Annotated in this window: 21 protein-coding genes; 16 read left to right on the top strand and 5 right to left on the bottom strand. The window is 57.9% G+C overall.

Annotated features, from left to right (window positions below):
- Window positions 1–59: 59 nt before the first annotated feature.
- Genes HMPREF7545_RS07275 through HMPREF7545_RS07235 form a run of 9 tightly spaced genes read left to right on the top strand, consistent with a single transcriptional unit; the run spans window position 60 to window position 9,672 of the window.
- A complete protein-coding gene (locus HMPREF7545_RS07275; RefSeq protein WP_040571288.1) occupies window positions 60–2,051 on the top strand; it encodes an LTA synthase family protein in 1,992 nt (663 codons plus the stop codon).
- Window positions 2,048–3,250 (top strand): glycosyltransferase family 9 protein, encoded by a 1,203-nt coding sequence (locus HMPREF7545_RS07270; protein WP_006695058.1) that lies wholly within the window; start codon window positions 2,048–2,050, stop codon window positions 3,248–3,250. Before HMPREF7545_RS07275 ends, HMPREF7545_RS07270 begins: the two co-directional genes overlap by 4 nt.
- A 38-nt stretch (window positions 3,251–3,288) precedes the next feature.
- Window positions 3,289–4,287 (top strand): D-glycero-beta-D-manno-heptose-7-phosphate kinase, encoded by a 999-nt coding sequence (gene rfaE1 / locus HMPREF7545_RS07265; RefSeq protein ID WP_006695057.1) that lies wholly within the window; start codon window positions 3,289–3,291, stop codon window positions 4,285–4,287.
- A complete protein-coding gene (gene rfaD, locus HMPREF7545_RS07260) occupies window positions 4,284–5,255 on the top strand; it encodes an ADP-glyceromanno-heptose 6-epimerase (RefSeq protein ID WP_006695056.1) in 972 nt (323 codons plus the stop codon). Before rfaE1 ends, rfaD begins: the two co-directional genes overlap by 4 nt.
- The gene (gene gmhB / locus HMPREF7545_RS07255) at window positions 5,245–5,757 is read left to right on the top strand and encodes a D-glycero-beta-D-manno-heptose 1,7-bisphosphate 7-phosphatase (RefSeq protein WP_006695055.1); all 513 of its coding nucleotides are present in this window, start codon (window positions 5,245–5,247) and stop codon (window positions 5,755–5,757) included. The genes rfaD and gmhB overlap by 11 nt, the downstream gene beginning before the upstream one ends.
- Window positions 5,758–5,770: 13 nt before the next feature.
- Window positions 5,771–6,922: a glycosyltransferase family protein gene (locus HMPREF7545_RS07250; RefSeq protein WP_006695054.1), complete on the top strand. Its 1,152-nt coding sequence runs from the start codon at window positions 5,771–5,773 to the stop codon at window positions 6,920–6,922.
- Between the two features lie 22 nt (window positions 6,923–6,944).
- Entirely contained in the window at window positions 6,945–7,724 is a 780-nt protein-coding gene (locus HMPREF7545_RS07245; RefSeq protein WP_006695053.1) for a glycosyltransferase family 2 protein, read from the top strand.
- On the top strand, window positions 7,721–8,623 hold the full coding sequence (locus HMPREF7545_RS07240; protein ID WP_006695052.1) for a VirK/YbjX family protein: 903 nt from the start codon (window positions 7,721–7,723) through the stop codon (window positions 8,621–8,623). Before HMPREF7545_RS07245 ends, HMPREF7545_RS07240 begins: the two co-directional genes overlap by 4 nt.
- A 2-nt stretch (window positions 8,624–8,625) precedes the next feature.
- Entirely contained in the window at window positions 8,626–9,672 is a 1,047-nt protein-coding gene (locus tag HMPREF7545_RS07235) for a glycosyltransferase family 9 protein (protein WP_006695051.1), read from the top strand.
- Between the two features lie 364 nt (window positions 9,673–10,036).
- On the opposite strand, the gene HMPREF7545_RS07230 is transcribed toward HMPREF7545_RS07235, so the two are convergent.
- The 4 genes from HMPREF7545_RS07230 to HMPREF7545_RS07215 form a co-directional block, all read right to left on the bottom strand.
- Complete coding sequence (locus HMPREF7545_RS07230) at window positions 10,037–11,092, bottom strand: tyrosine-type recombinase/integrase (protein WP_248681306.1); 1,056 nt, start codon at window positions 11,090–11,092, stop codon at window positions 10,037–10,039.
- A 246-nt stretch (window positions 11,093–11,338) separates the two neighbouring features.
- The gene (locus HMPREF7545_RS07225; RefSeq protein WP_006695049.1) at window positions 11,339–12,727 is read right to left on the bottom strand and encodes an aspartate ammonia-lyase; all 1,389 of its coding nucleotides are present in this window, start codon (window positions 12,725–12,727) and stop codon (window positions 11,339–11,341) included.
- 57 nt (window positions 12,728–12,784) lie between these two features.
- Window positions 12,785–13,711 (bottom strand): carbon-nitrogen hydrolase family protein, encoded by a 927-nt coding sequence (locus tag HMPREF7545_RS07220; protein ID WP_006695048.1) that lies wholly within the window; start codon window positions 13,709–13,711, stop codon window positions 12,785–12,787.
- Window positions 13,712–13,734: 23 nt separating this feature from the next.
- Entirely contained in the window at window positions 13,735–15,126 is a 1,392-nt protein-coding gene (locus HMPREF7545_RS07215) for an alanine/glycine:cation symporter family protein (protein WP_006695047.1), read from the bottom strand.
- A gap of 155 nt (window positions 15,127–15,281) precedes the next feature.
- On the opposite strand from HMPREF7545_RS07215, the gene HMPREF7545_RS07210 reads away from it, so the two are divergent.
- The 4 genes from HMPREF7545_RS07210 (at window position 15,282) to ulaA (ending at window position 18,342) form a co-directional block, all read left to right on the top strand.
- Window positions 15,282–16,172, top strand: coding sequence for a LysR family transcriptional regulator (locus HMPREF7545_RS07210; RefSeq protein ID WP_040571287.1), 891 nt, complete (start codon window positions 15,282–15,284; stop codon window positions 16,170–16,172).
- 147 nt (window positions 16,173–16,319) lie between these two features.
- On the top strand, window positions 16,320–16,778 hold the full coding sequence (locus HMPREF7545_RS07205) for a PTS sugar transporter subunit IIA (protein ID WP_006695045.1): 459 nt from the start codon (window positions 16,320–16,322) through the stop codon (window positions 16,776–16,778).
- Window positions 16,778–17,056, top strand: a complete 279-nt coding sequence (locus tag HMPREF7545_RS07200) for a PTS sugar transporter subunit IIB (RefSeq protein ID WP_006695043.1) — start codon at window positions 16,778–16,780, stop codon at window positions 17,054–17,056. The genes HMPREF7545_RS07205 and HMPREF7545_RS07200 overlap by 1 nt, the downstream gene beginning before the upstream one ends.
- Before the next feature lie 11 nt (window positions 17,057–17,067).
- Window positions 17,068–18,342, top strand: coding sequence for a PTS ascorbate transporter subunit IIC (ulaA, locus tag HMPREF7545_RS07195; protein WP_006695042.1), 1,275 nt, complete (start codon window positions 17,068–17,070; stop codon window positions 18,340–18,342).
- A 106-nt stretch (window positions 18,343–18,448) separates the two neighbouring features.
- On the opposite strand, the gene HMPREF7545_RS07190 is transcribed toward ulaA, so the two are convergent.
- Entirely contained in the window at window positions 18,449–18,907 is a 459-nt protein-coding gene (locus tag HMPREF7545_RS07190) for an Hsp20/alpha crystallin family protein (RefSeq protein ID WP_040571286.1), read from the bottom strand.
- A gap of 237 nt (window positions 18,908–19,144) precedes the next feature.
- Between HMPREF7545_RS07190 and HMPREF7545_RS07185 the strand changes: the two genes are divergently transcribed.
- From HMPREF7545_RS07185 to HMPREF7545_RS07175, 3 genes are all read left to right on the top strand, one after another.
- Complete coding sequence (locus HMPREF7545_RS07185; protein ID WP_006695039.1) at window positions 19,145–19,513, top strand: arsenate reductase family protein; 369 nt, start codon at window positions 19,145–19,147, stop codon at window positions 19,511–19,513.
- Window positions 19,514–19,632: 119 nt separating this feature from the next.
- Window positions 19,633–21,603, top strand: coding sequence for a methyl-accepting chemotaxis protein (locus tag HMPREF7545_RS07180; protein WP_006695038.1), 1,971 nt, complete (start codon window positions 19,633–19,635; stop codon window positions 21,601–21,603).
- 233 nt (window positions 21,604–21,836) lie between these two features.
- Window positions 21,837–22,442: a hypothetical protein gene (locus tag HMPREF7545_RS07175; RefSeq protein WP_006695037.1), complete on the top strand. Its 606-nt coding sequence runs from the start codon at window positions 21,837–21,839 to the stop codon at window positions 22,440–22,442.
- Window positions 22,443–22,488: the final 46 nt, after the last annotated feature.

Here is a 22,488-nt window from a genome sequence, read left to right as displayed (position 1 = left end):
GGGAAGGAGTACAGCAAGACATGCGGATAGAACGATACGGACACAGGCAGGAGGGACGCTTGGCGGCATTTTATGATGCTGTGCAGCGGGATATTAAGCTGTTTGCGTTCATCCTGCTGACCCTCTGTGTCTACCGCGCGTATTTCATGTTCTACATGGCGGGCTATCTGTCCCCGTCCGCGGGGGCAGACGATGTCCTCCTCGCGCTCCTCACAGGCCTGCGCCTCTCGCTCAAAACGGCGGGTGCCGTCACCCTGCCGGCATTCGTTCTCTGTTCGCTTCCTCTGCTCGCACTGCCGCGCCTTGCTCCTGTGCTCAGACGCCTGCGCTTTTGTTGGGGCGGTCTTGCGGCATTTGCATTCGCTGTGCTTTTCCAGGCGCGTTTTCCTTTTTATCGGCAGTTTCAGACATCGTTCAATATGCAGGTCGCGGCGGGGCTGAATGACGATGCGGCTGTGCTTGCCGAGATGATGCTGCGCGAGTACGGTCTTCTCTGGCGGCTGTGCATCGCGCTCCTGTTGACGGCGGTCTCGCTCTATGTGCTGCGCAGCCTCCTCCTCGTGCGCAGGACGTATGCGCTGCCTGCACTGCGCTCGGGCGTGCAGCGGGCGGTTTTTTCCCTCGGACTGCTGTTCCTTTTTGCGGCGGCATTTGTCTTTGTCCGCTTTGGAGGCAGTTTTACGTATGCCGGCGGGGTCAACTGGGAAAACGCGGGCGTTACGAGTGATGCCTTCCTCAACGAATGCATCCTGGACGACGGGCAGGCGCTCTATCGCGTGCGCTCCATGCATAAGCGGCTGAAGAGCGGAGATATTGTCGGCGTTGACAAGGAGCACGTACGCGCGCTTGCGGTGGAGGCTGCGGGGCATGCAGAGCTCTCGGCGGATACGCTGACGCCCTACTTGACGCGCACGGCGCAGGGGGCGCGCATCCCAAAGCCACGGCATATCTTCATTGTGCTCGGTGAAACCTATGCGCAGTGGCCGATGCTGGAAACCTATGCCGCGCTGCACGCGGCCGACGGCATCAAGGGTCTGATCCGGGAGCCGAACGCGTATTATTCGCGGCGCTTTATGCCGAACGGGGACTTCACGTCCATCGCGATCACGGGATTGGTCACGGGGCTGTCCGAGGTCAACCAGCACGTCAACTATGTCGCGCGCAGTCTGCGGGAGGCGTATCCGACCGCGATGGCGCCGCAGTTCAAGCGGCTCGGCTATGCGGTAGATTTCTGGTATGGCGGCGTTCCCTCGTGGGAGGGGATGGATCGGTTTTCCATCGCGCAGGGCTTCGACCATTTCTATGGGTATCCGGACTTCCATGCGGAAAAGGTGAATGCGTGGGGAACCTCGGACGAGCAGCTCTTCTCTGCGCTGTTTCAGCATCTTGCCGATGAGCCGCCGACAGTGCATCTCATCATGACGGTCTCGAATCATCCGCCCTACAACATTGATGTTGCGGCGGAGGGATTCGATCTCGCCCGTGCGCGCGCGGAAACGGCGCAGCTGCCGAATGTGGACGATCCGGATCAGCTCGCGCTCGAACTCGGGCACTATTGGTACATGGACAAGATCGTAACGCAGTTCGTGCATGAGACGATGAAAAAATATCCGGACAGCCTGTTCGTCATCACGGGCGATCATGCCGTGCGCATGAATCCGTCGCGTACGCCGACGATGTACGAGTATCAGAGCGTCCCGTTTGTGCTGTACGGGCAGGGAGTGACCCCCGCGGTTCTGGCGCCGGATGTCGTCGGCGGACACACGAACATCGTACCAACGCTTATCGAGTTGATTGCGCCTGCGGGATTTTCCTACGTGTCCATCGCGCCGAGCCTGACAGAGAACAATATGGGAGCGGCATTCAACCGGGACTATTTCCTGACCCGGTCGGTGATGGGACGCGTCAACACGAAGGAGACGGAGCTCCTGCCGGGGGCGGCCGAGGAGGACCCAGCCGCGGCGTACGATCTGCTGCAGAGGCGGATGGCGATCCTGCGGACGCTCTCATGGCAGCTGATTGAACACGGCGATTCGTTGGAGGGACAATGAGCTCGTATCGTAACATCCTCGTCATCAACCTCATGCACCTCGGCGATCTCATGCTTGTGACGCCGGTGCTGCGAACCCTGCGGCACAATTATCCGGCCGCACGCATCACCCTCCTCGCTGATGAGAAACTCGCAGACATCGTGCAGGAGAACCGGCACATCGACGAGTGCCTGCTGATCGACAAGAAGGGACGGGACAACAGCCTGCTCGGCATCCTGCGCTTTGCGCGCCGTCTGCGCCGCCGCAAATATGACCTCGTCGTCAACCTGCACCGCAACGAGCGCTCCTCGGCCCTCGCGGCGCTGAGCGGCGGCAAGCAGATCATCGGCTATACAAAGCCGGGCTTCTCCCTCTTCTTCGATCATGTGAGCCCCGATCAGAATATGATCATGCACGAGGTCCACTCGCACTATGCGGCACTGCGTGCAGCGGAGGTGATCGGGGAGGTCGACGACGCGGGGCTTGAGATGTGGGTGCCCCCTGCGGAGGAGGAGAAGGCGGCGCGGCTCTGGGCGGAACACTTTCGCCCGGGGGATAAGGTGATCGCGCTCAACATCGGCGCCAGCTGGATGACGAAGCGCTGGATGGACGATTATTTTGCGGAGGTCGCGGATACCTATCTCGTGCGCGGTTATCACATCGCCGTCATGGGCGGCCCCATGGATGTGGAGATTGTAGACTCCTGCCGCGCGCAGATGCGTGAGCGGGAGAATCCGCGGCTGCATATCTTTACGGGGCAGGTCAGTCTCGGCGTGCTCGCGGGGCTTCTTCGGCGCTGCATCCTCTTTATCACGACGGACTCGGGGCCGATGCATGTCGGCGTTGCGATGCATGTTCCCGTGCTCTGCATGTTCGGCGCATCGCCCATCCCGGGCTTTTACCCCTATGACGAGAGGAGCATCTCCGTCCGCGCGCCCGTTCCCTGCCATCCCTGCCGTATTCATGAGTGCCCGCTGGACGGCGCGGACTACATGATGTGCATGAAGCGGATGCCGCCGGATCTCATTTTGAAATATGCGGATCAGATGCTCGCCGAGCATGGAGAGCGTCCCGCGTATGAACTTCCGCACCCAAAGGATTTCGAGACGCGTGTGGCGGAGCAGGCGGACGGCTCGTTTGTCCTCGCACCGAAGGGGGCAGCGGGGCGCGTTGTCCGTCCCGTTTTGCCCGCAGGGATCAAACCGCACGGATTTGACTGATAGAAATAGGTGTTTTCCACAAAGATAGGAGCGTTCTCATGGATATGGAAAAAATCCGCGAAGTCGTTGCAGAGAAGAGCGTGCGCAGCAATATTCTCGTCGTTGGCGATGTCATGCTCGACAAGTACTACTCAGGCGAAGTCACACGCATCTCGCCGGAGGCGCCCGTACCGATCACCCATGTGACGGGCACGCGCGAGACACTCGGCGGCGCGGCAAACGTCGCGCACAACCTGGCGCTCCTCGGGACGAACGTCAGCATCGCGGGCTATGTCGGCGACGACGCGCACTGCAAGAGCCTGCTCGATAAATTTGCCGCGCGCGGCATCGACTACAAGGGGCTGATCCATACCGACCGCCCGACGACGACGAAGATCCGGATCATCGGCGGTCATCAGCAGATGCTGCGCCTCGACTTTGAGGACGATGATCCAATCGACGGGGACGATGCGCAGCAGTATCTCGCCTATATCGATCAGAAACTCAACGAGAGTATGGACTGCGTGATCATCTCAGACTACGGCAAAGGCTCCTGCACCGAATATGCGTGTCAGCATATCATCCGCACGGCGCATGATCACGGCGTGCCTGTCATCGTCGATCCGAAGGGACCGCAGTGGGCGAAGTACCGAGACGTTGACTACATCACGCCGAACATCAAGGAGATCAATGAAACGCTCCTCGAGCCCATTCAAAATGAGGATTTCGACGTCGAAAAAGCGGCGCGCTATGTGATGCGCAAATTCGGCATACGGAATGTCATCCTCACGCGTTCATCGAAGGGGCTTTCTCTCATTCACGGCGAGGAAGTCGTTCACATCCCGACGAGAGCGCAGGAGGTGTTCGATGTATCGGGCGCGGGCGATACCGTGATCGCCGTATTCGGCCTGGCCCTCGCCGGCGGGCTCAAGCCTGCGGACGGCGCCTATCTCGCAAATCTTGCGGCGAGTGTCGTCGTCTCGAAACTCGGCACCTACGCGGTCAATCGAGAGGAACTTCTGCGGGTACTCGATCACCAGGAAGGAGCGGCGGTATGATCATCGTCACCGGCGGCGCCGGCTTTATCGGCAGCAATCTCGTCCATGCACTCAACGAGCGCGGGCACAGGGACATCCTGATCGTTGACGATCTGCAGGACGGCGAGAACTACAAGAACCTGCGCGGTCTGCATTTCATCGACTACCAGCAGAAGGACGACTTCCTCCATCTCATCGAAGAGGGGGATTTCGACGGCACGGACATCGACGCGATCTTTCATGAGGGCGCGTGTTCCGACACGATGGAGTACGATGTCAACTACATGATGAAGGAGAACTACGCCTACTCCAAGGCACTCCTGCATTTTGCCATGGGCGCGCGCATTCCGTTCTTCTACGCATCCTCGGCCTCTACCTACGGCGGGGGGAAGAACGGATTTACCGAGGGCGGGCGCTGCGAGGACGCGCTCAATCCCTACGCGTTTTCAAAGCTCGCGTTCGACCGCTATGTGCGGCAGGTCATCCCCGAGGCGCGCAGTCCCATCGTCGGGCTGAAGTATTTCAACGTCTACGGCCCGCAGGAGCACCATAAGGGGAAGATGGCGTCCATCTTCTACCAGCTCTACCATCAGATCATGGAGACGGGGCAGGCGCGTCTTTTCCGCGGGACGGACGGCCTCGCAGACGGCGAACAGCGCCGCGACTTCGTCTACGTCGGCGATGTCGTGCGCGTGAATCTCTGGTTTTTTGAAAACGGCGGCGAGAGCGGCGTCTACAACTGCGGCACGGGCGTTGCGCACAGCTACAACGAAGCGGCGCGTGCAGTGATCGCGGCGCTTGGCACGGGCGAGATCGTCTACCGTGACTTCCCCGACGTGCTGCGCGGCAAGTATCAGAATTACACGCAGGCAGATACGGCAGCGCTTCTTGCCGCAGGCTATGACGGCGGCTTTACCCCGATGGAAGAGGCGGTCCGGGAGTACTGTGATTTCCTAAAGGCCGGCGGGTACTTCTCCTATGCCGAATAAGGCGATCTTCTTCGACCGTGACGGCACGCTCAACGTGGACGTGCACTACCTGCACAATCCGGAGCAGTTCGTCTGGGTGGACGGCGCGATTGACGCGATCTGCTGGGCGAATACGCACGGCTATCTCGTCATCGTCGTCACGAACCAGAGCGGCATCGCGCGCGGCTACTATGACGAGGCTGCCGTGCAGCGCCTGCACGACTGGATGAATGCAGAGCTCGCCAAGCACGGTGCGCATATCGACGCGTTTTACTACTGCCCCCATCATATGGAGGGAATCGTTCCGGCATATACGAAGGCCTGTGCCTGCCGCAAGCCCGCGCCCGGCATGCTCCTGCGCGCGATCGCAGAATACGATATCGATCCTGCGGTCTCGCTGCTGATCGGCGACGGGGAGCACGACGTCGCCGCCGCTGCAAACGCGGGGGTAAAGGGCGTGCTCTATCCGGGGGGGAACCTCTGCGACTGCGTGCGGGATGCGGTGAAAACGGAGCAACAATGACGGAGATATACGCATGAGAATTGCCATCTTTGAAAACATCATGACTCCTGGCGGGCATGAGGTTGATTTCGACCGCATTCTTGTGGATGAGCTGCGGGCTCTTGGGCATGAGGTCATGCTCTACGTGCCGGAGGGCTTTCAGTTTGGCATGGACTACCACGTGCCTGCGTATTATCTTCCGGGCGCGCCCGTGCTCTATACGAATGCACGTGGGATTCGTAAGCTCTTTCTCTCCGTGCAGCGCGAGCGGCGGCGTTTCCGCTGGTATCGTGTGCTCTATGAGGCAGCTCAGGCGGGGGCATTTGATGCGCTCGTCGTTCCTACCTCGACCTATCGCTATCTGCGCGCACTGCGGCAGAGCGTTCTGCGGCGCAGTCCCGTGCCCGTCCTCTTCATCCAACATGGGATCAATCCGAGCGAGGCACCGAAATTTTTCAGTGCTGCGGATGCGCTCTCAAAGCATCCGAATATCCGCCCCGTTGTGCTCACATTTGGCGACACGATTTTCGGAGAGCGGCGTCCTAATCTCCATATGATCGCACCACCGGCATTTATCCCGCGTGACATCGAGACTGCGCCGCATCCGCCCGTAAAGACGGATGAGCCCCTCACCATCGGGTTCTTTGGGCAGTTCCGCAGGGAAAAGAGGCTTGAGGATCTGCTCCGTGTCTATCTTGCAGGGAATTATACACGACCCGTTCGTTTGCTTGTGCAAGGATCGACGATGCACGCAGAGGATGCGGCAGAGTTTGAGCGCATCATCGCTATGTATGAGGGCAGGGGCATCTCCTTTCTGCATCGCGGGCTGATCGGCGCTGAGTGGCAGCGTGCCATTTCTGAAGTAGATGCACTCCTCTTGCCGTACTCTGCGCCGCGATACCGCTACCATTGGGGGGCGATGCTCTTCACAGCGATCGGCTTTCAAAAGCCCGTCCTCACGAGCGACGACATGAACCCCGAGGTGTTTGCGGAATATCCCATCGGGGAGACTTTTGCAAGCGGAGATATGACGGCCCTTGGAAGCGCATTGGAGACCTTCATCAACGAATATGATGTACGCGCGCCACATTGGCACAAGGCGCTCGCAGATGCTGCGCGCGCCTATGCACCACCGCGTTTTGCCATGCATATCGTGGAAATCATAGGGAAGCATTCGATTTCTTGAGACAGCAGGAAAGGACGGCGTTATGGCTCTGAATCTCTCGGTGCTTATCCTCGCAAAGAATGAGGAGCAGAACATAGAGGACTGCATTCGCAGCGTTTCCTTTGCCGGAGAAGTTGTTGTTATTGATGACTTCAGTACGGATCAGACGGCGGAACTGGCGCGCGGTCTTGGTGCGCGTGTTGTGCAGCGTGCTCTTGCCGGTGATTGGGGCACGCAGCAGACCTTTGCGGTTCAAGAGGCAGGTTGTGACTGGATTTATTTTCTGGATGCGGATGAACGGGTATCGCCGAGACTAGCGGAGCGCATCAAGGAAATCGTCGCAGCGGATGATCGGCGCTATGCCTACGCGAATGCGCGCCTGAGTTACTATTTCGAGCAGCCGCTCCGGCATGGCGGCTGGTTTCCGGACTATGTCGTCCGACTTTTGCCGCGTGAGGGAACATATGTCACAGGGCTTGTTCACCCCAAGATCTGTCATCCCTATCAAGAGGTCAAACTCCCGAAAAAAGAATATCTCGTTCATTATCCCTATCGTGACTGGGTGCACTATCTGGGCAAGCTGAATACCTATACGACGCTTGCCGCACAGAAATCATATAATGCTGGGCGACGTGCGAATCTTGTCGATATGATTCTTCATCCTATCTGGGCGAGCTTTCGTATGTACTTTTTGAAATGCGGCTTCCTCGACGGGCGGATCGGCTTCATCCTTGCGGTGTTTCACTATTTTTATACCATGGCAAAGTATGTAAAACTGTACTATTTGGATAAGACGAATCGCCATACGGGAGACTTTTCATGATTGCTGAGATTCGTGCCGTCGCGCACCGTGCCTATCGCTGGGAAAACCCGCGTGAGCGGCATCGCGCACTCGTCTTTATTGTGCGTGGAATCTTGCACAGGCGGCAGCTGCGTGTGCTCTATGACTTCTTTCACGAAACGGAAGCGCGGCGTGCACTCTATCGGCGCAACCCATTTCCCTTGGAGCAGGCAACGCGCGCCTTTTTTTATGCGGGCTCGACGGTGCGCTCACGCATCAAGCTCATCAAGGAGCACTATGCCTTTTTGGAGGAGCGACTGAAGGCCCCTGACTTTATCGAGCTTGGACTTGATCGGGCCCATGAGATATGGCGCTCCGCAGAGACTGATATGGAGTGGAATGCCTATCTGAAATTCGAGCCGGGACAGCGTAAGGAGGGGCTGCTCTCCGTGATGATGGATGTGGATGGCACACATCTCTATCAGATCATGTTCTGGATTGATCAGAGGGACGGCGTGCCAACGCTCGTGATCGGCGCTATGCAGGGACCGAATACGGAGAACGCGCAGGACTTCGTCCGTGAGATGACAAAGCGTGCTCATCGCTTCCGCACAAAAAATCTCATCCTCTATATGGTGCAGGCAGCGGCACGCGCTCTCGGTGTCCGACGCATTCTTGCCGTGTCGAATACGGGCTATTACGCAAATAATCATGTGCGTCGTAACCGTAAGCTCAAGACAGATTTCGGGGCGTTCTGGGAGGAGGCAGGCGGCTTTCGGACGGCGGACAAACGGTTTTATGAGATTCCTCTTGTCCTGCCACGCAAGACGATGGAGGAGGTGCCGACGCGCAAGCGTGCCCTTTATCGCCGTCGTTTTGCATTCCTCGATGAAGTGGATGCGGAGATTGCCCAGAAAATGAGGGAGGTTTTGAAATCGTGACGATGTATCACAACATCCTTGTCTATGCGATGGTAAACCTCGGCGATGTTATCCTTACAACGAGTGCAATTGCTCTGCTCAAAAAAATATATCCTTATGCCCGCATTACAATGTTGTCGCGCCCTATTGTGCGTGAAGTGATTGAGCACAACCCCGTGATTGACGATGTAATTCTCTTTGACTATAAAGCAAAGAAAAATTCGATGGGGAAGATGTGGGATATGGTAAAGGTACTGCGCGCACGAAAATTTGATCTTGCAATTTCTTTTGACCGTAAACTGCGGCCGGCGCTCCTTTGCTGGCTGGCGGGCATTCCTGTCCGGATTGGCCCTTCCCGTGTCTTTGACGATAAGCCGAGTCGCGTGACATGGCTCTATACGCATACCGTTCCGATTACTCATAATCTCGATGATACGCTGCAAGCGGAGACGTATCAGGAGATTATTCGCGGCTTCACGGGGGTGACGGGACATGAGCGCCCGATTCTGCCATGTCCGACAGCAGAGCAGCAAGCAAAAATGGCAGAAATTCTTTCGTCCTCTGGGGAGAAGCGAAAGATCGGGCTCTGTGTCAAGGGGACGTTCGGGTTGAAGACATGGCCGAAGGAATACTTTGTGGAGGTCGTTCGTGCACTTCATGCGCGCTATGATGCTGCGTTCTATGTGACGGGTGCGCCAGGCGACTACGGCTATGCCGAAGAAGTGATTGCAGCAATCGGACTTCCCGTTGAAAATCTCTGCGGAAAGACGAATCTCATGGAGCTTGCGGCATTTTATGAGCAGCTGGATCTTCTTGTCAGCGTGGATACGGGGGGAGCTCATATTGCTGCCGTGACAGGAGTCCCTCTCGTCGTTATGTTTGGCTGCACTTCGCCGCGCCGCTGGCATCCGATCAGCGATCATGCGATGGCATTCACCTCGAATGAGCCGTGTTGCCCGTGCAGTTACGCGGAGATGGATTGCCCGACTTATCCGCAGCCCGACTGCCTGTATCATGTAACGCCGGATGAGGTCATATGCGCGAGCATCCAATATTTGGATGCTCGGTAATATTTGAGACGGAGCTTACATTATAAAACGCCTCAGCATCAGATTTCGCTGTCTGATGCTGAGGCGTTCCTTATATAGTGAATTGTGTTTTCGGCCGGGATGAAGCTGCGTAGTCTTCGCCATTTACCTGTAGGAGCTGTGTACAGATATCCAATACCCCATATCTGCGTGGATAAGCATGATGGCGGTAACACCCGCCAGCGATCGAGGAATGTGCCTCTGCGAATATAGGACACTTCGTCCACAGGTAGGGGAAAGGTCACGTATGGCTTGGCCGCTGCGTCATAAATGTGAAGTGACAGGAAGGATATAGTTCCCTGAGGCGGAGGAGCGCAGGGGTGAACATAAGTATCGCAGATTCCACTCATTGTTTCGGTGTATCTTGTGCAGGCGTTACAACCGCCTCCACGCTCAGTCCCGGCGTGATGCCGCGCGTATAGCGGCGTTCCATACGGTCATGGACGTGGGCGTACTTTGCGGTGACCTTTGGGCTGCGCTGGCGAAGGGTTTCCTGTACGACGCGCAGGTCCTTGGTCTCCTGATAGAGGTTCGTGCCGCAGCTGTGGCGGAAGAGATGGCAGGCGTAGCCGGGCTGTTTCAGTCCCGCGTCAGTCAGTGCCTTGTTGATGACGTAGCGGATGCCGACGCGTGTGATGCGTCCCTGCGCGTTGTTGCGCGCACAGGAGATGACGGTCGGCGTGAGGCGGTTCTCCGGCGGAACGGGGCCGCGTTCCTCGATGTACGCCTTGAGGAGCTGAAAGGTCTCCTCGCAGGGATAGATAATGCCGGCGTGTCCCTTGCCGCGGATCTCGATACGTCCGCGCTGCCAGTCGATGTCCTCGTCGGAGAGACGCATGACCTCGACGACGCGCAGACCCTCGACCCCCATGAGGTAGACAATGAGGAGATTGCGCAGACGGCGCAGCGCATTCTGATCGGCGGCGAGGCCTTCGCAGATCTCCTTGATCTGATCGACGGTGAGGTACTTATAGTCCTCGTCGAGATGCTGCGGGTTGCGCAGCTGCAGATCGGCGCAAGGATTCTCGGCGATGAAGGAGAGACGCTGCGCGACCTTGTAAAAGGCGCGGATCGCCGCGCCCTTGATCATGAGCGTTGCCGCGCTGTATCCGCGCGTACGCATTTCCTCCATGTAGATGCGGATCTGATAGTCGTGCACATCGCTCAGCGGGTGGAGGTTCTGCTCCATGCACCAGTGGAGAAAGAGACGGATGGCGAGCTCATAGGTGTCGCGCGTGTCTGCTGTGGGGGCGCCGCCCGCGATGTAGCGCGGGAGGTATTCGTAAAAGTGGGCGATGAAATATTCCGGCGTGATGGCGTCCTGCCGGACGTTCATCGACACTTCGCCCATGCGGCGCACATTGCCGGGTGCCGTTTCCGCCCGCCGCGCAGGGACACCCATCTCTGCCGCCGTCCCGCTGCGGTAGGATTTGTTTGCCGCCAAAAAATCACCCCTCTCGTCTGTATCAATGAGATGATTATAGCATGCGGCCTTACGTTTAGCAACAGGTATCAAACTATACATAAATACCGCTCCGTGCCAAACCGGCACAGAGCGGTATTTTCCGTTTGTTTTCTGTGATTTTCTGCACGATTGCAGTACGGATGCGCTGCGTGCAGGGAGAAAAATTTTTTGAAGCGGGCAGAACTACTCGGCGATACCCGGGCGGGTCATCTGACGCGGGGAGAGAATGTGCGTGAGTTCCTTCTTCGTGAGGATGCCGCGGTCGAGGATGATCTCGCGGATTGGTCTGCCCGTCGTATATGCCTCGCGCGCGAGCTCGGCGGACTTTTCGTAGCCGATGTGGGGGAGCAGCGCCGTCACGATGCCGACACTGTTGTCGAGCCATTTCTGGCACTGCTCGATATTTGGCTCGAGCCCCACGAGGAGTTTGTCAACGAAGGTGTCAACGGCGCGCGTGAGGTAGTTCAGTGCATTGAACATATTGAACGCCATCACCGGCTCCATGACGTTCAGCTCGAACTGCCCGTTCTCGACGGCGAGCGTCACGGCGAGATCGCCTGCGATGACCTGATAGCACGCCTGATCGAGCACCTCGGCGATGACGGGGTTGACCTTGCCCGGCATGATCGACGAGCCCGGCTGGCGCATGGGCAGGTGCAGCTCGTTCAGTCCACAGCGCGGCCCCGATGCCATGAGGCGAAAATCGTTCGAGAGTTTGATGAGGACGAGCGCGGCGTTCTTGAGCCCGGAGGAGAAATCGGCGAACGCATCCGTGTTGTTCGTCGCGTCGATGATGTTCTGCGAGGTGCGGTAGGTCTCGCCCGTGATCTCCGAGAGCCGCCGTGCGACCGCCTTGATGTAGGCGGGCTCGGCATTGAGTCCTGTGCCGACGGCGGTGCCGCCCATGTTGATCGTGTGGATGTGGCGACGAACGTAGCGGATGCGGCGCATAGAGCGGCGCACGGCGGACGCATAGGAGCCCATCTCCTGCCCCAGGGTGATGGGGACGGCATCCTGGAGGTGGGTGCGGCCCATCTTGAGAATGCCGCGGTAGGCCGCCGCCTTCTTCTCCAGTTCCGCAGCGAGCCGGTCGAGCGCAGCGAGGAAGACGGTGCTCTTTGCCGAGAGGCAGACCTTGATGCCCGTGGGGAAGGCGTCGTTCGTTGACTGTGCCATATTCGCGTGGTTGTTCGGCGAGATGATGTCATAGCGCCCCTTTTCCTCGCCGCGCAGCTCGAGCGCGCGGTTGCAGAGCACCTCGTTCATGTTCATGTTGATCGATGTGCCCGCGCCGCCCTGAATGGGGTCAACGGGGAACTGGTCGATGAGTCCGCCCGCGATGATCTCGTCCGCTGCCTGCACGAGCAGATCGCCGATCGCATGCGGGAGGCGGCCCGTGTCCATATTCGCGAGCGCCGCCGCCTTCTTTACCTGTGCGAGTGCGATGATGAAGGTGGGATCGAGCCGCTGCCCTGTGATATAGAAATTCTCGATGGCGCGCATCGTCTGTACGCCGTAGTAAGCATCATCGGGGACCTCCATCGTACCGAGGAAATCGTGTTCGGTTCGCATGGCATGCGCTCCTTTCCTATGAGGAAAGCCCGGACACTGTCACTGTCGGGCCGTTTCTTACTTGTCGCAGATATTGAGTTCGAGGACATCGGGGCGCGCGTAGTGCCCGCAGGGATCAAATTCCATCTTGGCCGCTGCCGCTTTGCCGAGGTCAAGATCGGCAACGATGAGCTCTTCCCTGTCCCAAACGGGCTCGGTGAGGAACTCGCCGAAGGGATCGACGATGCAGCTGCCGCCGCGGCAAACGATCTCGGGCAGACGGTCGATCTCCTCACCGCAGTGCAGCTGATCGCGGGGATAATCGGCGCGCGTGAAGTACATGTCCGCGTTGATGAAGTAGCAGCGTCCCTCAAGACCGATGTGCCGGGCGGTATTGATCCATGAATCCACATCGTTCGTATTCGGTGCGATGAAGATGTTTACACCGCGCTGATAGAGCGCCGCGCGTGCAAGCGGCATGTAGTTTTCCCAGCAGATGAGGCTGCCGAGCGGTCCCCACGGGCTGTCGATCGTCGGGAAATAGCCGCGGTTCGCGTCGCCCCATACAAAGCGCTCCGCACCAGTCGGTTTGAGCTTGCGGTGGACAGAGGCAAGCGCACCGTCCGGCGTGAACATGATGTTCGTGTTGTAGAGCGTACCGGTCGTATCATCGCGTTCAGATACGCCGATGCTGAGGTAGATGCCGTGTTTTTTCGCTGCGGCGCCGAGTGCGTCGGTCTCCGGACCGGGGCAGACGACGGAGTTGTCATAGTAGAGCTTCCAGTCCTTGCGGCCGTTCTCATCGCGGCTGCCGACTTTGAAGCCGAACGTCATGCCGAACGGATAGCCGGGGAGGAAAAGCTCGGGGAATACGACGAGCTCCGCGCCCTGCGCCGCGGATTTTTCGATCCAGAGCAGCGCCTTCTTGAGCGATGCCGCCTTGTCGAACATAACGGGGGCCGCCTGAACGAGGGCTAGGCGGCAGTTTTCTTTCAGATCCTGCATGAGAATATCTCCTTTACTGCGATTTATTGACTGCGGCTGCGGTAGCGCTCGACAATGTCGGCGTCATAGTCCCACATAGGCGTGTCGGATACTTTCTTTTGTTCCTGATAATCCTTCAGCGCAAAGGCGACGTATTTCGAAAGGCGGAAGAGCGCGATAACATTGAAGAGAACCATGAGCGCGCCGAACAGGTCGGCAAACTCCCACATGGAGACGACGGGGACAATGGAGCCGAAGAGGATCAGGCAGAGCGCAAAGATGCGGTAAGCTGTCACGGCATATTTCTTGTCCGGGAAGAGGTAGCGCGTGTTGACCTCGCCGTAGTACATGTTGGCGAGGAGCGTCGTATAGCCGAACAGGAACATGGCGGCGGCGACGAGCCAGTAGCCGAGATCGCCGAACGAGGAGGAAAATGCAGCCTGTGTCAGCTGGATGCCGGTGAGCTGACCGTTCAGTGCACCCGAGAGGAGGATGCAGAATGCCGTGCAGCTGCAGACGATGATGGTCGTTACGAAGACGCCGAGCATACCCGAGAGGCCTTGATTGACCGGGTGCTTGACATTGGCCGCTGCATGCATCGACGGCGTTGTGCCGGCGCCTGCGTCATTGCTGAACAGACCGCGTGCCACGCCGTAGCGGAACGCCTCCTGTACGGTGTATCCGAGCACGCCGCCGGCTGCCTGCTGGACACCGAACGCAGACTCAATAATTAGGCGCAGCATGTCTGCAATCCATTCTGCATGCGTTACGAGTACGATCAGAGCAAGGATGATATAGGCGAACGCCATAAAGGGGACGATATAGGAAGCGACGGTCGAGAGGCGCTTGATCCCGCCGAAGATGACAAGCCCCACGAGCATGACGAGCACGGCCCCGATGGCGAGCGGCGGAAGCGCTGCCTGCCCGCTGAACGAGCCGGCAATGGAGTTGCTCTGCACCATGCAGTAGACAACGCCGTTGCCGAGGATGACGGAGATCGAGAAGAGAACGGGCAGAACCTTTGCATTCAGCCCGCGCCGCATATAGTAGGCAGGGCCGCCGCGGAAGGTGGTGCCGTCTTCATTCTTCACGCGGAAGATCTGGGCGAGCACCGCTTCGCCGAACATGATGGGCATGCCGAGAATCGCCGTGATCCACATCCAGAAGATCGCGCCGGGGCCGCCCGAGGCAAGTGCTGTTGCGACACCGACCAGGCTGCCGGCACCGACCTCGCTGCCGATCGCTGAGCAGAGCGCGCCGAATGCGCTGACTCCGGAGGAGTCGCGGCTGGCCTTCCATAGATTTGGTACGAGCTGGGTGAAGTAGCGTACCTGCGGAAAACCGAGGCGTATCGTATAGAAAATACCGCATGACAGCAGTATGCCCGCAATAAGCCAGCCCCAGAAGACGCCGTTGATGGCTTTGATGATTTCCATGGAGAGACAACTCCTTTCATAATTATAACACTGAGACAATATGGCGCAGAAGGATTTTTATTTTCTATAAGTTATGGTATCATAAACGATGAATGCAGTAAAATCAAAAATATTGAATTCCTAAATCGAAAAAAATGATAAGAAAAGGTGAAACAATGGAACTGCGGAATATCAAAACGTTCATTCATGCTGCGGAGATGGAGAGTTTCACTGCAGCGGCATTGCGGAAAAACTATGCACAGTCCACGGTGACGCAGCAGATTCAGGCCATTGAACGCGAACTCGGCGCAGAGCTCTTTGTGCGCTCCGGGCGGCGCGTTGCGCTGTCGAGCGCGGGGCGCGCGTTCCTGGGATATGCGCGCCGTATGGCAGCGCTCGAGCAGGAGACACTCGCAAAGTTCCACGGAACAGGGGAACCGGAGGGAACCTTCTTCATCGGCGCCATCGAAACGCTCGCAACCTCGCGCTACATGGCACAGATCGGGGCATTCCTCCGGCGCTGTCCGAAGGTGCGTCTGCATGTGCACGTCGACACGGCGCCGCGGCTGCGCCAGGCGCTGATCCACGGCAGCATCGATCTCGTATTCTTGATTGACCGCCTGAGCGAAAATCCGCGGCTGCATACGCTGCACCACAGCCACGCGGAGATACAGTTCATCGCATGTCCCGATTCTCCCTATGCGCAGCGTCCCGTCTGCATCGAGGAGCTGACGGCGTCTCCGTGGATTCTGACCGAGCGCGGGACAAATTATCGGAAGAAACTGGAGGACGATCTCGCGGAGCGTCGTCTCTATCTGCACGACCGTGTCGAGATCGGTACGAGCAAGACCATCATTGACTTCGTTGCGGCGGGAATCGGCATCTCCATTCTTCCCGCTGTTACCGTCGCTGATGCTGTGCGCGCCGGACGCGTCGCTGTTCTCGATGTCACGGACTATCAGATCCATATGGATCTGCAGATCCTCGCAGCGGGGGAACGCTGGCTGCCGCACCCGCTCGCCCTCCTCGCCGGGGACTTTGCCGCAGGGCTGGCGGCAGAGAGGTAGGGCAGAAAAATAAGGATGCGCCGCCTTTGGCGCGGATTTTGATTCCCGGACAGATCATCTCCTATGCAGTGCGGCTTTGCTGTGCTATACTGTCTTATAAGGGGATATTTCCTATCGTGCTGCACAGCAGCGGGAAGGGGTGATGTTATGCTGGGGCAATATATTTCGCCCGGCGGAATCATGCTGCAGGAAGTCTGCCGTGACTGGGAGGAGTGCATCGACCGCGGTGCGCGGCCGCTCATGGAGCACGGCATTGTGCTGCCGTCCTATCCGGCCGCGGTCAAGCGCAATCATCGGGAGATGGGCGCCTATATGGTGATCGCGCCCGGCATTATGCTCTCGCATGCGCGCCCCGCGGACGGCGCGGAGGCGGTGGGCCTGACCATCCTGACTCTGCGGGAGCCCGTCGCGTTCGGCAGCGCACACAACGATCCGGTGCGCCTCGTCATCACGCTCGCGACACCCGATGCAAAGAGCCATGTGGCGATGCTCGAAGACCTCTCGGGGTTCTTGATGACGGAGGGCATGGCCCAGCGGCTGATGGAGGCGCAGACCGAGGAGAGCGCGCAGGCGCTGTTTGAAGAATATCAAGAGGGGGTATCATAATGAAGATTTTGGTTTGCTGCGGCAACGGTCTCGGCAGCAGCTTCATGATCGAGATGAACATCAAGAAGGCACTGCAGGAGATCGGCGCGGAGGCCGAGGTGTCGCACTGCGATCTCGCTTCGGCGGGGGGCGTGAAGGCGGACATCTACGTGGGAACGCGCGATATCGCCACGCAGCTCACAGGTCTCGGCGGCGAGGTCGTTTCCCTCAATAATATGATTGATAAGAAGGAGCTGACCGAGAAGATCGCTGCCGCCGTCGCAAAGGTGAAGGGATAGGAGGAACGATCATGCTGAGTTTTATCCTTGATATTCTAAGCGTACCCGCGGTGCTGATCGGTCTCGTTTCGATGATCGGACTCATCGCGCAGAAAAAGGGCCTCTCCGATATCCTGAAGGGCTCCATCAAGACCATTATGGGCGTTCTGATCCTTGGCGGCGGCGCAGGTCTTGCCGTCGGCGCGCTCACGCATTTCGGCATGATGTTCCAGTTTGGCTTCGGCATCAACGGCGTTGTTCCGCACAACGAGGCGATCGTCGGTATGGCGCTGAAGGAGTACGGCACGCAGACAGCGCTCATCATGGCGTTCGGCATGGTGGCGAACATCCTCATTGCGCGCTTTACGCCGCTGAAATTCATCTTTCTCACGGGCCATCACACGCTCTATATGGCGTGCATGATCGGCATTATCCTCACCGTCGGCGGACTGCAGGGCACGACGCTCGTCGCCGTCGGCGCGGTTCTGCTCGGCTTTGTTATGGCGCTCTTCCCGGCGATTGCACATCCGACGATGAAGAAGATCACGGGCAGCGACGATGTTGCCTTCGGTCATTTCAGCACGCTCGGCTACGTGCTCTCAGCATGGGTCGGCTCGCTCGTCGGTAACCGGGAAAAGACGACGGAGGACATCAATTTTCCGCAGAGTCTCGCGTTCCTGCGCGACTCCTCGCTCGCCGTCTCGCTCGTCATGCTCGTCCTCTTCCTCATCGTCGCCCTCGCCTGCGGTCCGCAGTATGTGGAGACAGAGCTGAGCGGCGGGCAGAACTTCCTCGTGTTCTCGCTGATCCAGGCGATTACCTTCGCGGGCGGCGTCTACGTCATCCTCGCCGGTGTCCGCCTCATCCTCGCGGAGATCGTGCCCGCGTTTACGGGCATTGCAACGACGCTTGTGCCGAATGCCAAGCCGGCGATCGACTGTCCCGTTGTCTATCCCTACGCGCCGAATGCCGTCCTCATTGGCTTCCTCTCGAGTTTTGCCGGCGGCATCGTAGGGATGGCGGTGCTCCTGCTTGCGGATAAGTCGTTCCCGGGCCTGCCGATTATCCTGCCCGGTGTTGTGCCGCACTTCTTCTGCGGCGCCACGGCGGGCGTCTTCGGCAATGCAACGGGCGGCCTGCGCGGCTGTATTGCGGGTGCGTTTGCACAGGGCCTCCTCATCACGTTCCTGCCCGTCTTCCTCATGCCGGTGCTCGGCAACCTCGGCTTTGCCAACACCACATTCAGCGATGCGGACTTCGGCGCGGTCGGCATTATCCTCGGCAATGTGATTCACATGCTGAAGTAAAAATCCTGCATTGTACGCATACAAAAGCGGAACTGCCGCGGAAGAAATTTCTTCCGCGGCAGTTCCGCTTTTTGCGTATGCCGTCTGTATGAGGGGGATACCGTACTCAGTGGATCTCGATCTGCTTGCGCGCAGGTTCCTCTGCTGCCTTCGGCAGGTTTACCTGCAGCACGCCGTCCTTGAACTCCGCATGGATGTTCGCGTCGTCGATGCCGTCGATGTAAAACGAGCGGCTGACCTCGCCTGTGTGACGCTCGCGGCGGATGTAGTTGCCCGCGTCGTCCTTCTCGTCCTTCGACTCACTGCGGGCAGCGGCAATCGTGAGATAGCCGTTCTCGTAGTGGAGAGAGATATCTTCCTTTGTCATGCCGGGGAGATCCGCGGTCAATTCATAGTGATCGTTTGCATCCTTCACATCTACCTTGAACGAGTCGGCGCCCCAGTTCGCGGCGGGGAAGCCGTCGCGGAAGAAACTGTCGCGCATCGCATCAAAGAGAGCGAACGGATTTGCATTATCGCGCTGAGAGAGCCCGTGCCGTCCGGCAAAAGGTACCAATCCAAACATGTTCATCAACTCCTTGAGATTTTCTGGGCGGGTTCGGCGTTTGGAGTCCGTCCCGCTGATGATATTCTTTTATTGTGGAAGGGGGGGGGTAACCGCCTTCTGATTGTCATTATACAGCAAAAAGTCAAAAAGTCAATAGATCAAAAAGAAAAAGATTGAAAAATTTTTAGGAAAATCATAATAAGGGAGTAAAGTCCTAGAAATTATCAACGATAAAATATTTAGGGAGGGATAAAAATGGCAAAGAAGAAGATCCTTTTTATCGGCTATCCGAAGTGTTCAACGTGCCAGAAGGCGGAGAAATTTCTGCGTGCACACGGCTGCAGTGCACCGATGCGCGATATCAAAAGCGATCATCCGACGGCAGAGGAACTGCGCACATGGCACGCACAGAGCGGCCTCCCGCTGAAGCGCTTTTTCAACACGAGCGGCGTGCTCTACCGCGAGCTCGGACTCAAGGACAAGCTGCCCGCGATGACGGAGGAGGAGCAGTATGCGGTGCTGGCGTCGGATGGGATGCTGGTGAAGCGTCCGCTGCTCATTGCAGGCGACCATGTACTTGTGGGATTTCGCGAGAAGGAATGGGCGGATTGTATGGTGAAATAGGCTTAAAGATAAAAAAATAAAGTATATAGGTAGACAATCAAGAATAAAATATGTAAAATAGATGAAAAAAGGACTGGCTTTAATTAATTTTAGGTTCACAGGGAAGGACGGGCGTTAAAATGAATTTACGCGCAAAGATTATGATGCTTGTGGGCGTGCCTCTGATTTTCGTTTTCCTCATACTGCTGGGAACGATTTATTGGAAGGCGTCGGGGAGCATCCAGGATGTTGCATCCCGTGAGATGCTTCAGATGGCTCAGGTGTATTCCGCCAATATCAATACGTCGCTTCAGGCGAAATCCCGTATGCTTGAGACAGTGACACGGCTGTGGGGAACGGAGAACGCATCTTACGAAGAGATGACAATTGATGCGCGCGAATTCGCGACCAGTACGTCCGACTTCTTTGTCGGTTTCCCCGACCGGCCCTTTATTGACGGCGCAGGATTTGATATCCCCAGCGATTTTGATGCAACCTCGCGCGGTTGGTACAAAGAGGCGGTCGGATCGACGAAGGTCTGCCAGTCCGCTGTATACAAAGCAGCAAACGGCACGCCGGTCGTCAGCTTCAGTTCTGCCATCCGCAGCGGCGGAAACATCATCGGCGTCGCCGGCTGCGACCTGAACCTCAATATTGTTGAAGACATGCTCTCGAAGGCAAAGATCTATGAGACAGGGAAGGCGTTCCTCATCACAAAGGAAGGCAACTTCATCTATCATGAGAAGTATTCCCTGGACGACAGCATCTCCTCGGTGGATGATCCCGATCTGAAGGCACTGGCATCGACATTCCTCGCCGGAAAGCCCGTATTTACATCGAGCCCGAACAGCTCGGACAACTTCTACGCTGCGGTGCCGGTCGGCGAGTCTGGATGGGTACTTGTTCTGCGTGTACCGCAGGCGGAGGTGTTTGCCTCCTCGACGGAGCTCCTCGGCATCATGGTGGGCATTACGATTGCGGCATTCGTTCTGCTCGCGGCAATTCTCTTCTATATCGCGCGTCTCATCTCCGTTCCGGTTGAGAACCTCGCGGAGTTTGCCTCGAACGTTGCGCGCGGAGATCTGCGCAGCATGCCGCAGACGCTTGACCGTACGGATGAGATTGGGACGCTCCACAACGCCTTCTGCAATATGACGGAGAACCTGCGCAAGCTCATTCGGCAGGTAAGTGATACGGCAGGGAAAGTCGCCGCATCTGCCGCCGATCTGACGGAGAACACCAAAGAGGCAGCACAGGCGTCTGAACACGCTGCAAAGTCGGTCGAACAGATCGCAGAGACCTCGACGGCTCAGAGCGAGACGATCTCTTCGGCCGCAGGTTTGATGAAGGAGGCCTCGTCCAGCATCAGCGAGGTGGCCGAGGTCATCGGCGAGATCGTTTCCTCCGCGAAATCGACCGAAGTGGAAACGCACGACGGACAGACGATCCTCAACCATACGATCAACAAGATGAACACGCTGAAAGACGGTGCGATTGCCGTCACGGAAACCGTAAAGGCGCTCCAGGAGAGCGCGCATCAGGTCTCGACCATCGTCGAGATGATCACGGGCATCTCCGAGCAGACGAACCTCCTGGCGCTCAACGCGGCGATCGAAGCAGCGCGCGCCGGCGAGCACGGCAAGGGATTCTCTGTCGTCGCAGACGAGGTACGCAAGCTCGCCGAGCAGTCAAAGGACGCAACGTCGAAGATTTCCGGGCTGCTCAATGAAAATGCTGTCCAGATGGACAAGACGTTCCGTGCGATGGAAGAGCAGACGACCAATGTCGAAGAGAGTGTCGAGGAGATTCACCGTTCCGGCGAGAAATTCACGGCGATCTCTTCCCTCATCGAGCAGCTCTCGGGGCGGATCGATCACATCGCGCAGATTGCACAGTCGGTGCAGCAGACCAACCAGCGCGCCGTCGGCTCCATCGCGGATCTGAGCAGCGGCTCGAGCGATGCGGATACGAAGATGCAGGAAGAAGTGACCAACATCTCGGCCGTCGCAGAGGAACAGGCCGCCTCCATGTCCGAGATCGCATCTGCAACACGCACGCTGTCTGAAATCGCACAGGAACTGCAGCAGGCAACGAAACAGTTCCAGGTCTGACGATAGGGAAAAAGCAGGGAAAAGTAGGGAGACTGCGGGAAGGCCGTACATCAGGAACTGCCGCCCGATGCTGAGCAGCATCGGGCGGCAGTTTTTTCGTGCAATACGAACGGAAAAGGTGTAAGATAAAAACATATTTTATTCTGCTAGAAAGGGATCTGAAATGCGTGCATATGGACGGCATCTTATAAGCCCCGCTCTTTGCGATACTGACGTACATCCAGGGGGATACTATGACCGATGAAACGATAGAGCTGCGTCCGTTCCCTCCATTTCTGCCGCCGCAGGCGACAGTGCTGATGATGGGGAGCTTTCCGCCGGCAAAGGAAAAGCGGGCGATGGCATTCCACTACCCGAACTTTCAGAACGATATGTGGCGCGTCTATGGGCTCGTATTCTTCGGTGATGCGGCACATTTTCAGGTGCCGGGGGAGAAGGCTTTTGATGCGGAGCGCATCAAGGCGTTTCTCACGGAGCGCGGAATCGGCTCATGTCCCGGCGTGCGGCGCGCCATCCGCACGCACGGCAATGCGTCCGACGCCTATCTGAAGGTCGTGGAGACGGTGGAGCTGCCCGAGATTCTGGCACAGATCCCACAGTGCCGCCGCATCTGCACGACGGGCGGCAAGGCGACGGAGATCCTCTTTGATCTGCTCACGGCGGAAAAGAAGGGCAAGGATGTCAAGACGGGCGAGACTGTTCCCGCGCGCTGCGGCGGTCGTGAGCTCCTCGTCACGCGTCTGCCGTCCACCTCACGCGCCTATCCGATGAAGCTCGAGAAGAAGGCGGAGGCCTATCGGCAGTTTTTCCGCGCGGCGGGGTTCACGGTGGCGGAGTAGAAGGAAAGAATAGAAGACAGGTCAACGGTTAAGTTTCGAGCCGTTG

The sequence above is a fragment of the Centipeda noxia ATCC 43541 genome (assembly GCF_000160555.1).
GTDB classification, from domain to species: domain Bacteria; phylum Bacillota; class Negativicutes; order Selenomonadales; family Selenomonadaceae; genus Centipeda; species Centipeda noxia.
This window is presented reverse-complemented; position numbering and strand designations above follow the sequence as displayed.

What these genes read in the sequence shown, in the direction of transcription:
- HMPREF7545_RS07270 (WP_006695058.1), top strand. Translation starts at nt 2,048, where the DNA reads ATGAGCTCGTATCGTAACATCCTCGTCATCAACCTCATGCACCTCGGC.
- rfaE1 (WP_006695057.1), top strand. Translation starts at nt 3,289, where the DNA reads ATGGATATGGAAAAAATCCGCGAAGTCGTTGCAGAGAAGAGCGTGCGC.
- rfaD (WP_006695056.1), top strand. Translation starts at nt 4,284, where the DNA reads ATGATCATCGTCACCGGCGGCGCCGGCTTTATCGGCAGCAATCTCGTC.
- gmhB (WP_006695055.1), top strand. Translation starts at nt 5,245, where the DNA reads ATGCCGAATAAGGCGATCTTCTTCGACCGTGACGGCACGCTCAACGTG.
- HMPREF7545_RS07250 (WP_006695054.1), top strand. Translation starts at nt 5,771, where the DNA reads ATGAGAATTGCCATCTTTGAAAACATCATGACTCCTGGCGGGCATGAG.
- HMPREF7545_RS07245 (WP_006695053.1), top strand. Translation starts at nt 6,945, where the DNA reads ATGGCTCTGAATCTCTCGGTGCTTATCCTCGCAAAGAATGAGGAGCAG.
- HMPREF7545_RS07240 (WP_006695052.1), top strand. Translation starts at nt 7,721, where the DNA reads ATGATTGCTGAGATTCGTGCCGTCGCGCACCGTGCCTATCGCTGGGAA.
- HMPREF7545_RS07235 (WP_006695051.1), top strand. Translation starts at nt 8,626, where the DNA reads ATGTATCACAACATCCTTGTCTATGCGATGGTAAACCTCGGCGATGTT.
- HMPREF7545_RS07230 (WP_248681306.1), bottom strand. Translation starts at nt 11,092, where the DNA reads ATGGGTGTCCCTGCGCGGCGGGCGGAAACGGCACCCGGCAATGTGCGC.
- HMPREF7545_RS07225 (WP_006695049.1), bottom strand. Translation starts at nt 12,727, where the DNA reads ATGCGAACCGAACACGATTTCCTCGGTACGATGGAGGTCCCCGATGAT.
- HMPREF7545_RS07220 (WP_006695048.1), bottom strand. Translation starts at nt 13,711, where the DNA reads ATGCAGGATCTGAAAGAAAACTGCCGCCTAGCCCTCGTTCAGGCGGCC.
- HMPREF7545_RS07215 (WP_006695047.1), bottom strand. Translation starts at nt 15,126, where the DNA reads ATGGAAATCATCAAAGCCATCAACGGCGTCTTCTGGGGCTGGCTTATT.
- HMPREF7545_RS07210 (WP_040571287.1), top strand. Translation starts at nt 15,282, where the DNA reads ATGGAACTGCGGAATATCAAAACGTTCATTCATGCTGCGGAGATGGAG.
- HMPREF7545_RS07205 (WP_006695045.1), top strand. Translation starts at nt 16,320, where the DNA reads ATGCTGGGGCAATATATTTCGCCCGGCGGAATCATGCTGCAGGAAGTC.
- HMPREF7545_RS07200 (WP_006695043.1), top strand. Translation starts at nt 16,778, where the DNA reads ATGAAGATTTTGGTTTGCTGCGGCAACGGTCTCGGCAGCAGCTTCATG.
- ulaA (WP_006695042.1), top strand. Translation starts at nt 17,068, where the DNA reads ATGCTGAGTTTTATCCTTGATATTCTAAGCGTACCCGCGGTGCTGATC.
- HMPREF7545_RS07190 (WP_040571286.1), bottom strand. Translation starts at nt 18,907, where the DNA reads ATGTTTGGATTGGTACCTTTTGCCGGACGGCACGGGCTCTCTCAGCGC.
- HMPREF7545_RS07185 (WP_006695039.1), top strand. Translation starts at nt 19,145, where the DNA reads ATGGCAAAGAAGAAGATCCTTTTTATCGGCTATCCGAAGTGTTCAACG.
- HMPREF7545_RS07180 (WP_006695038.1), top strand. Translation starts at nt 19,633, where the DNA reads ATGAATTTACGCGCAAAGATTATGATGCTTGTGGGCGTGCCTCTGATT.
- HMPREF7545_RS07175 (WP_006695037.1), top strand. Translation starts at nt 21,837, where the DNA reads ATGACCGATGAAACGATAGAGCTGCGTCCGTTCCCTCCATTTCTGCCG.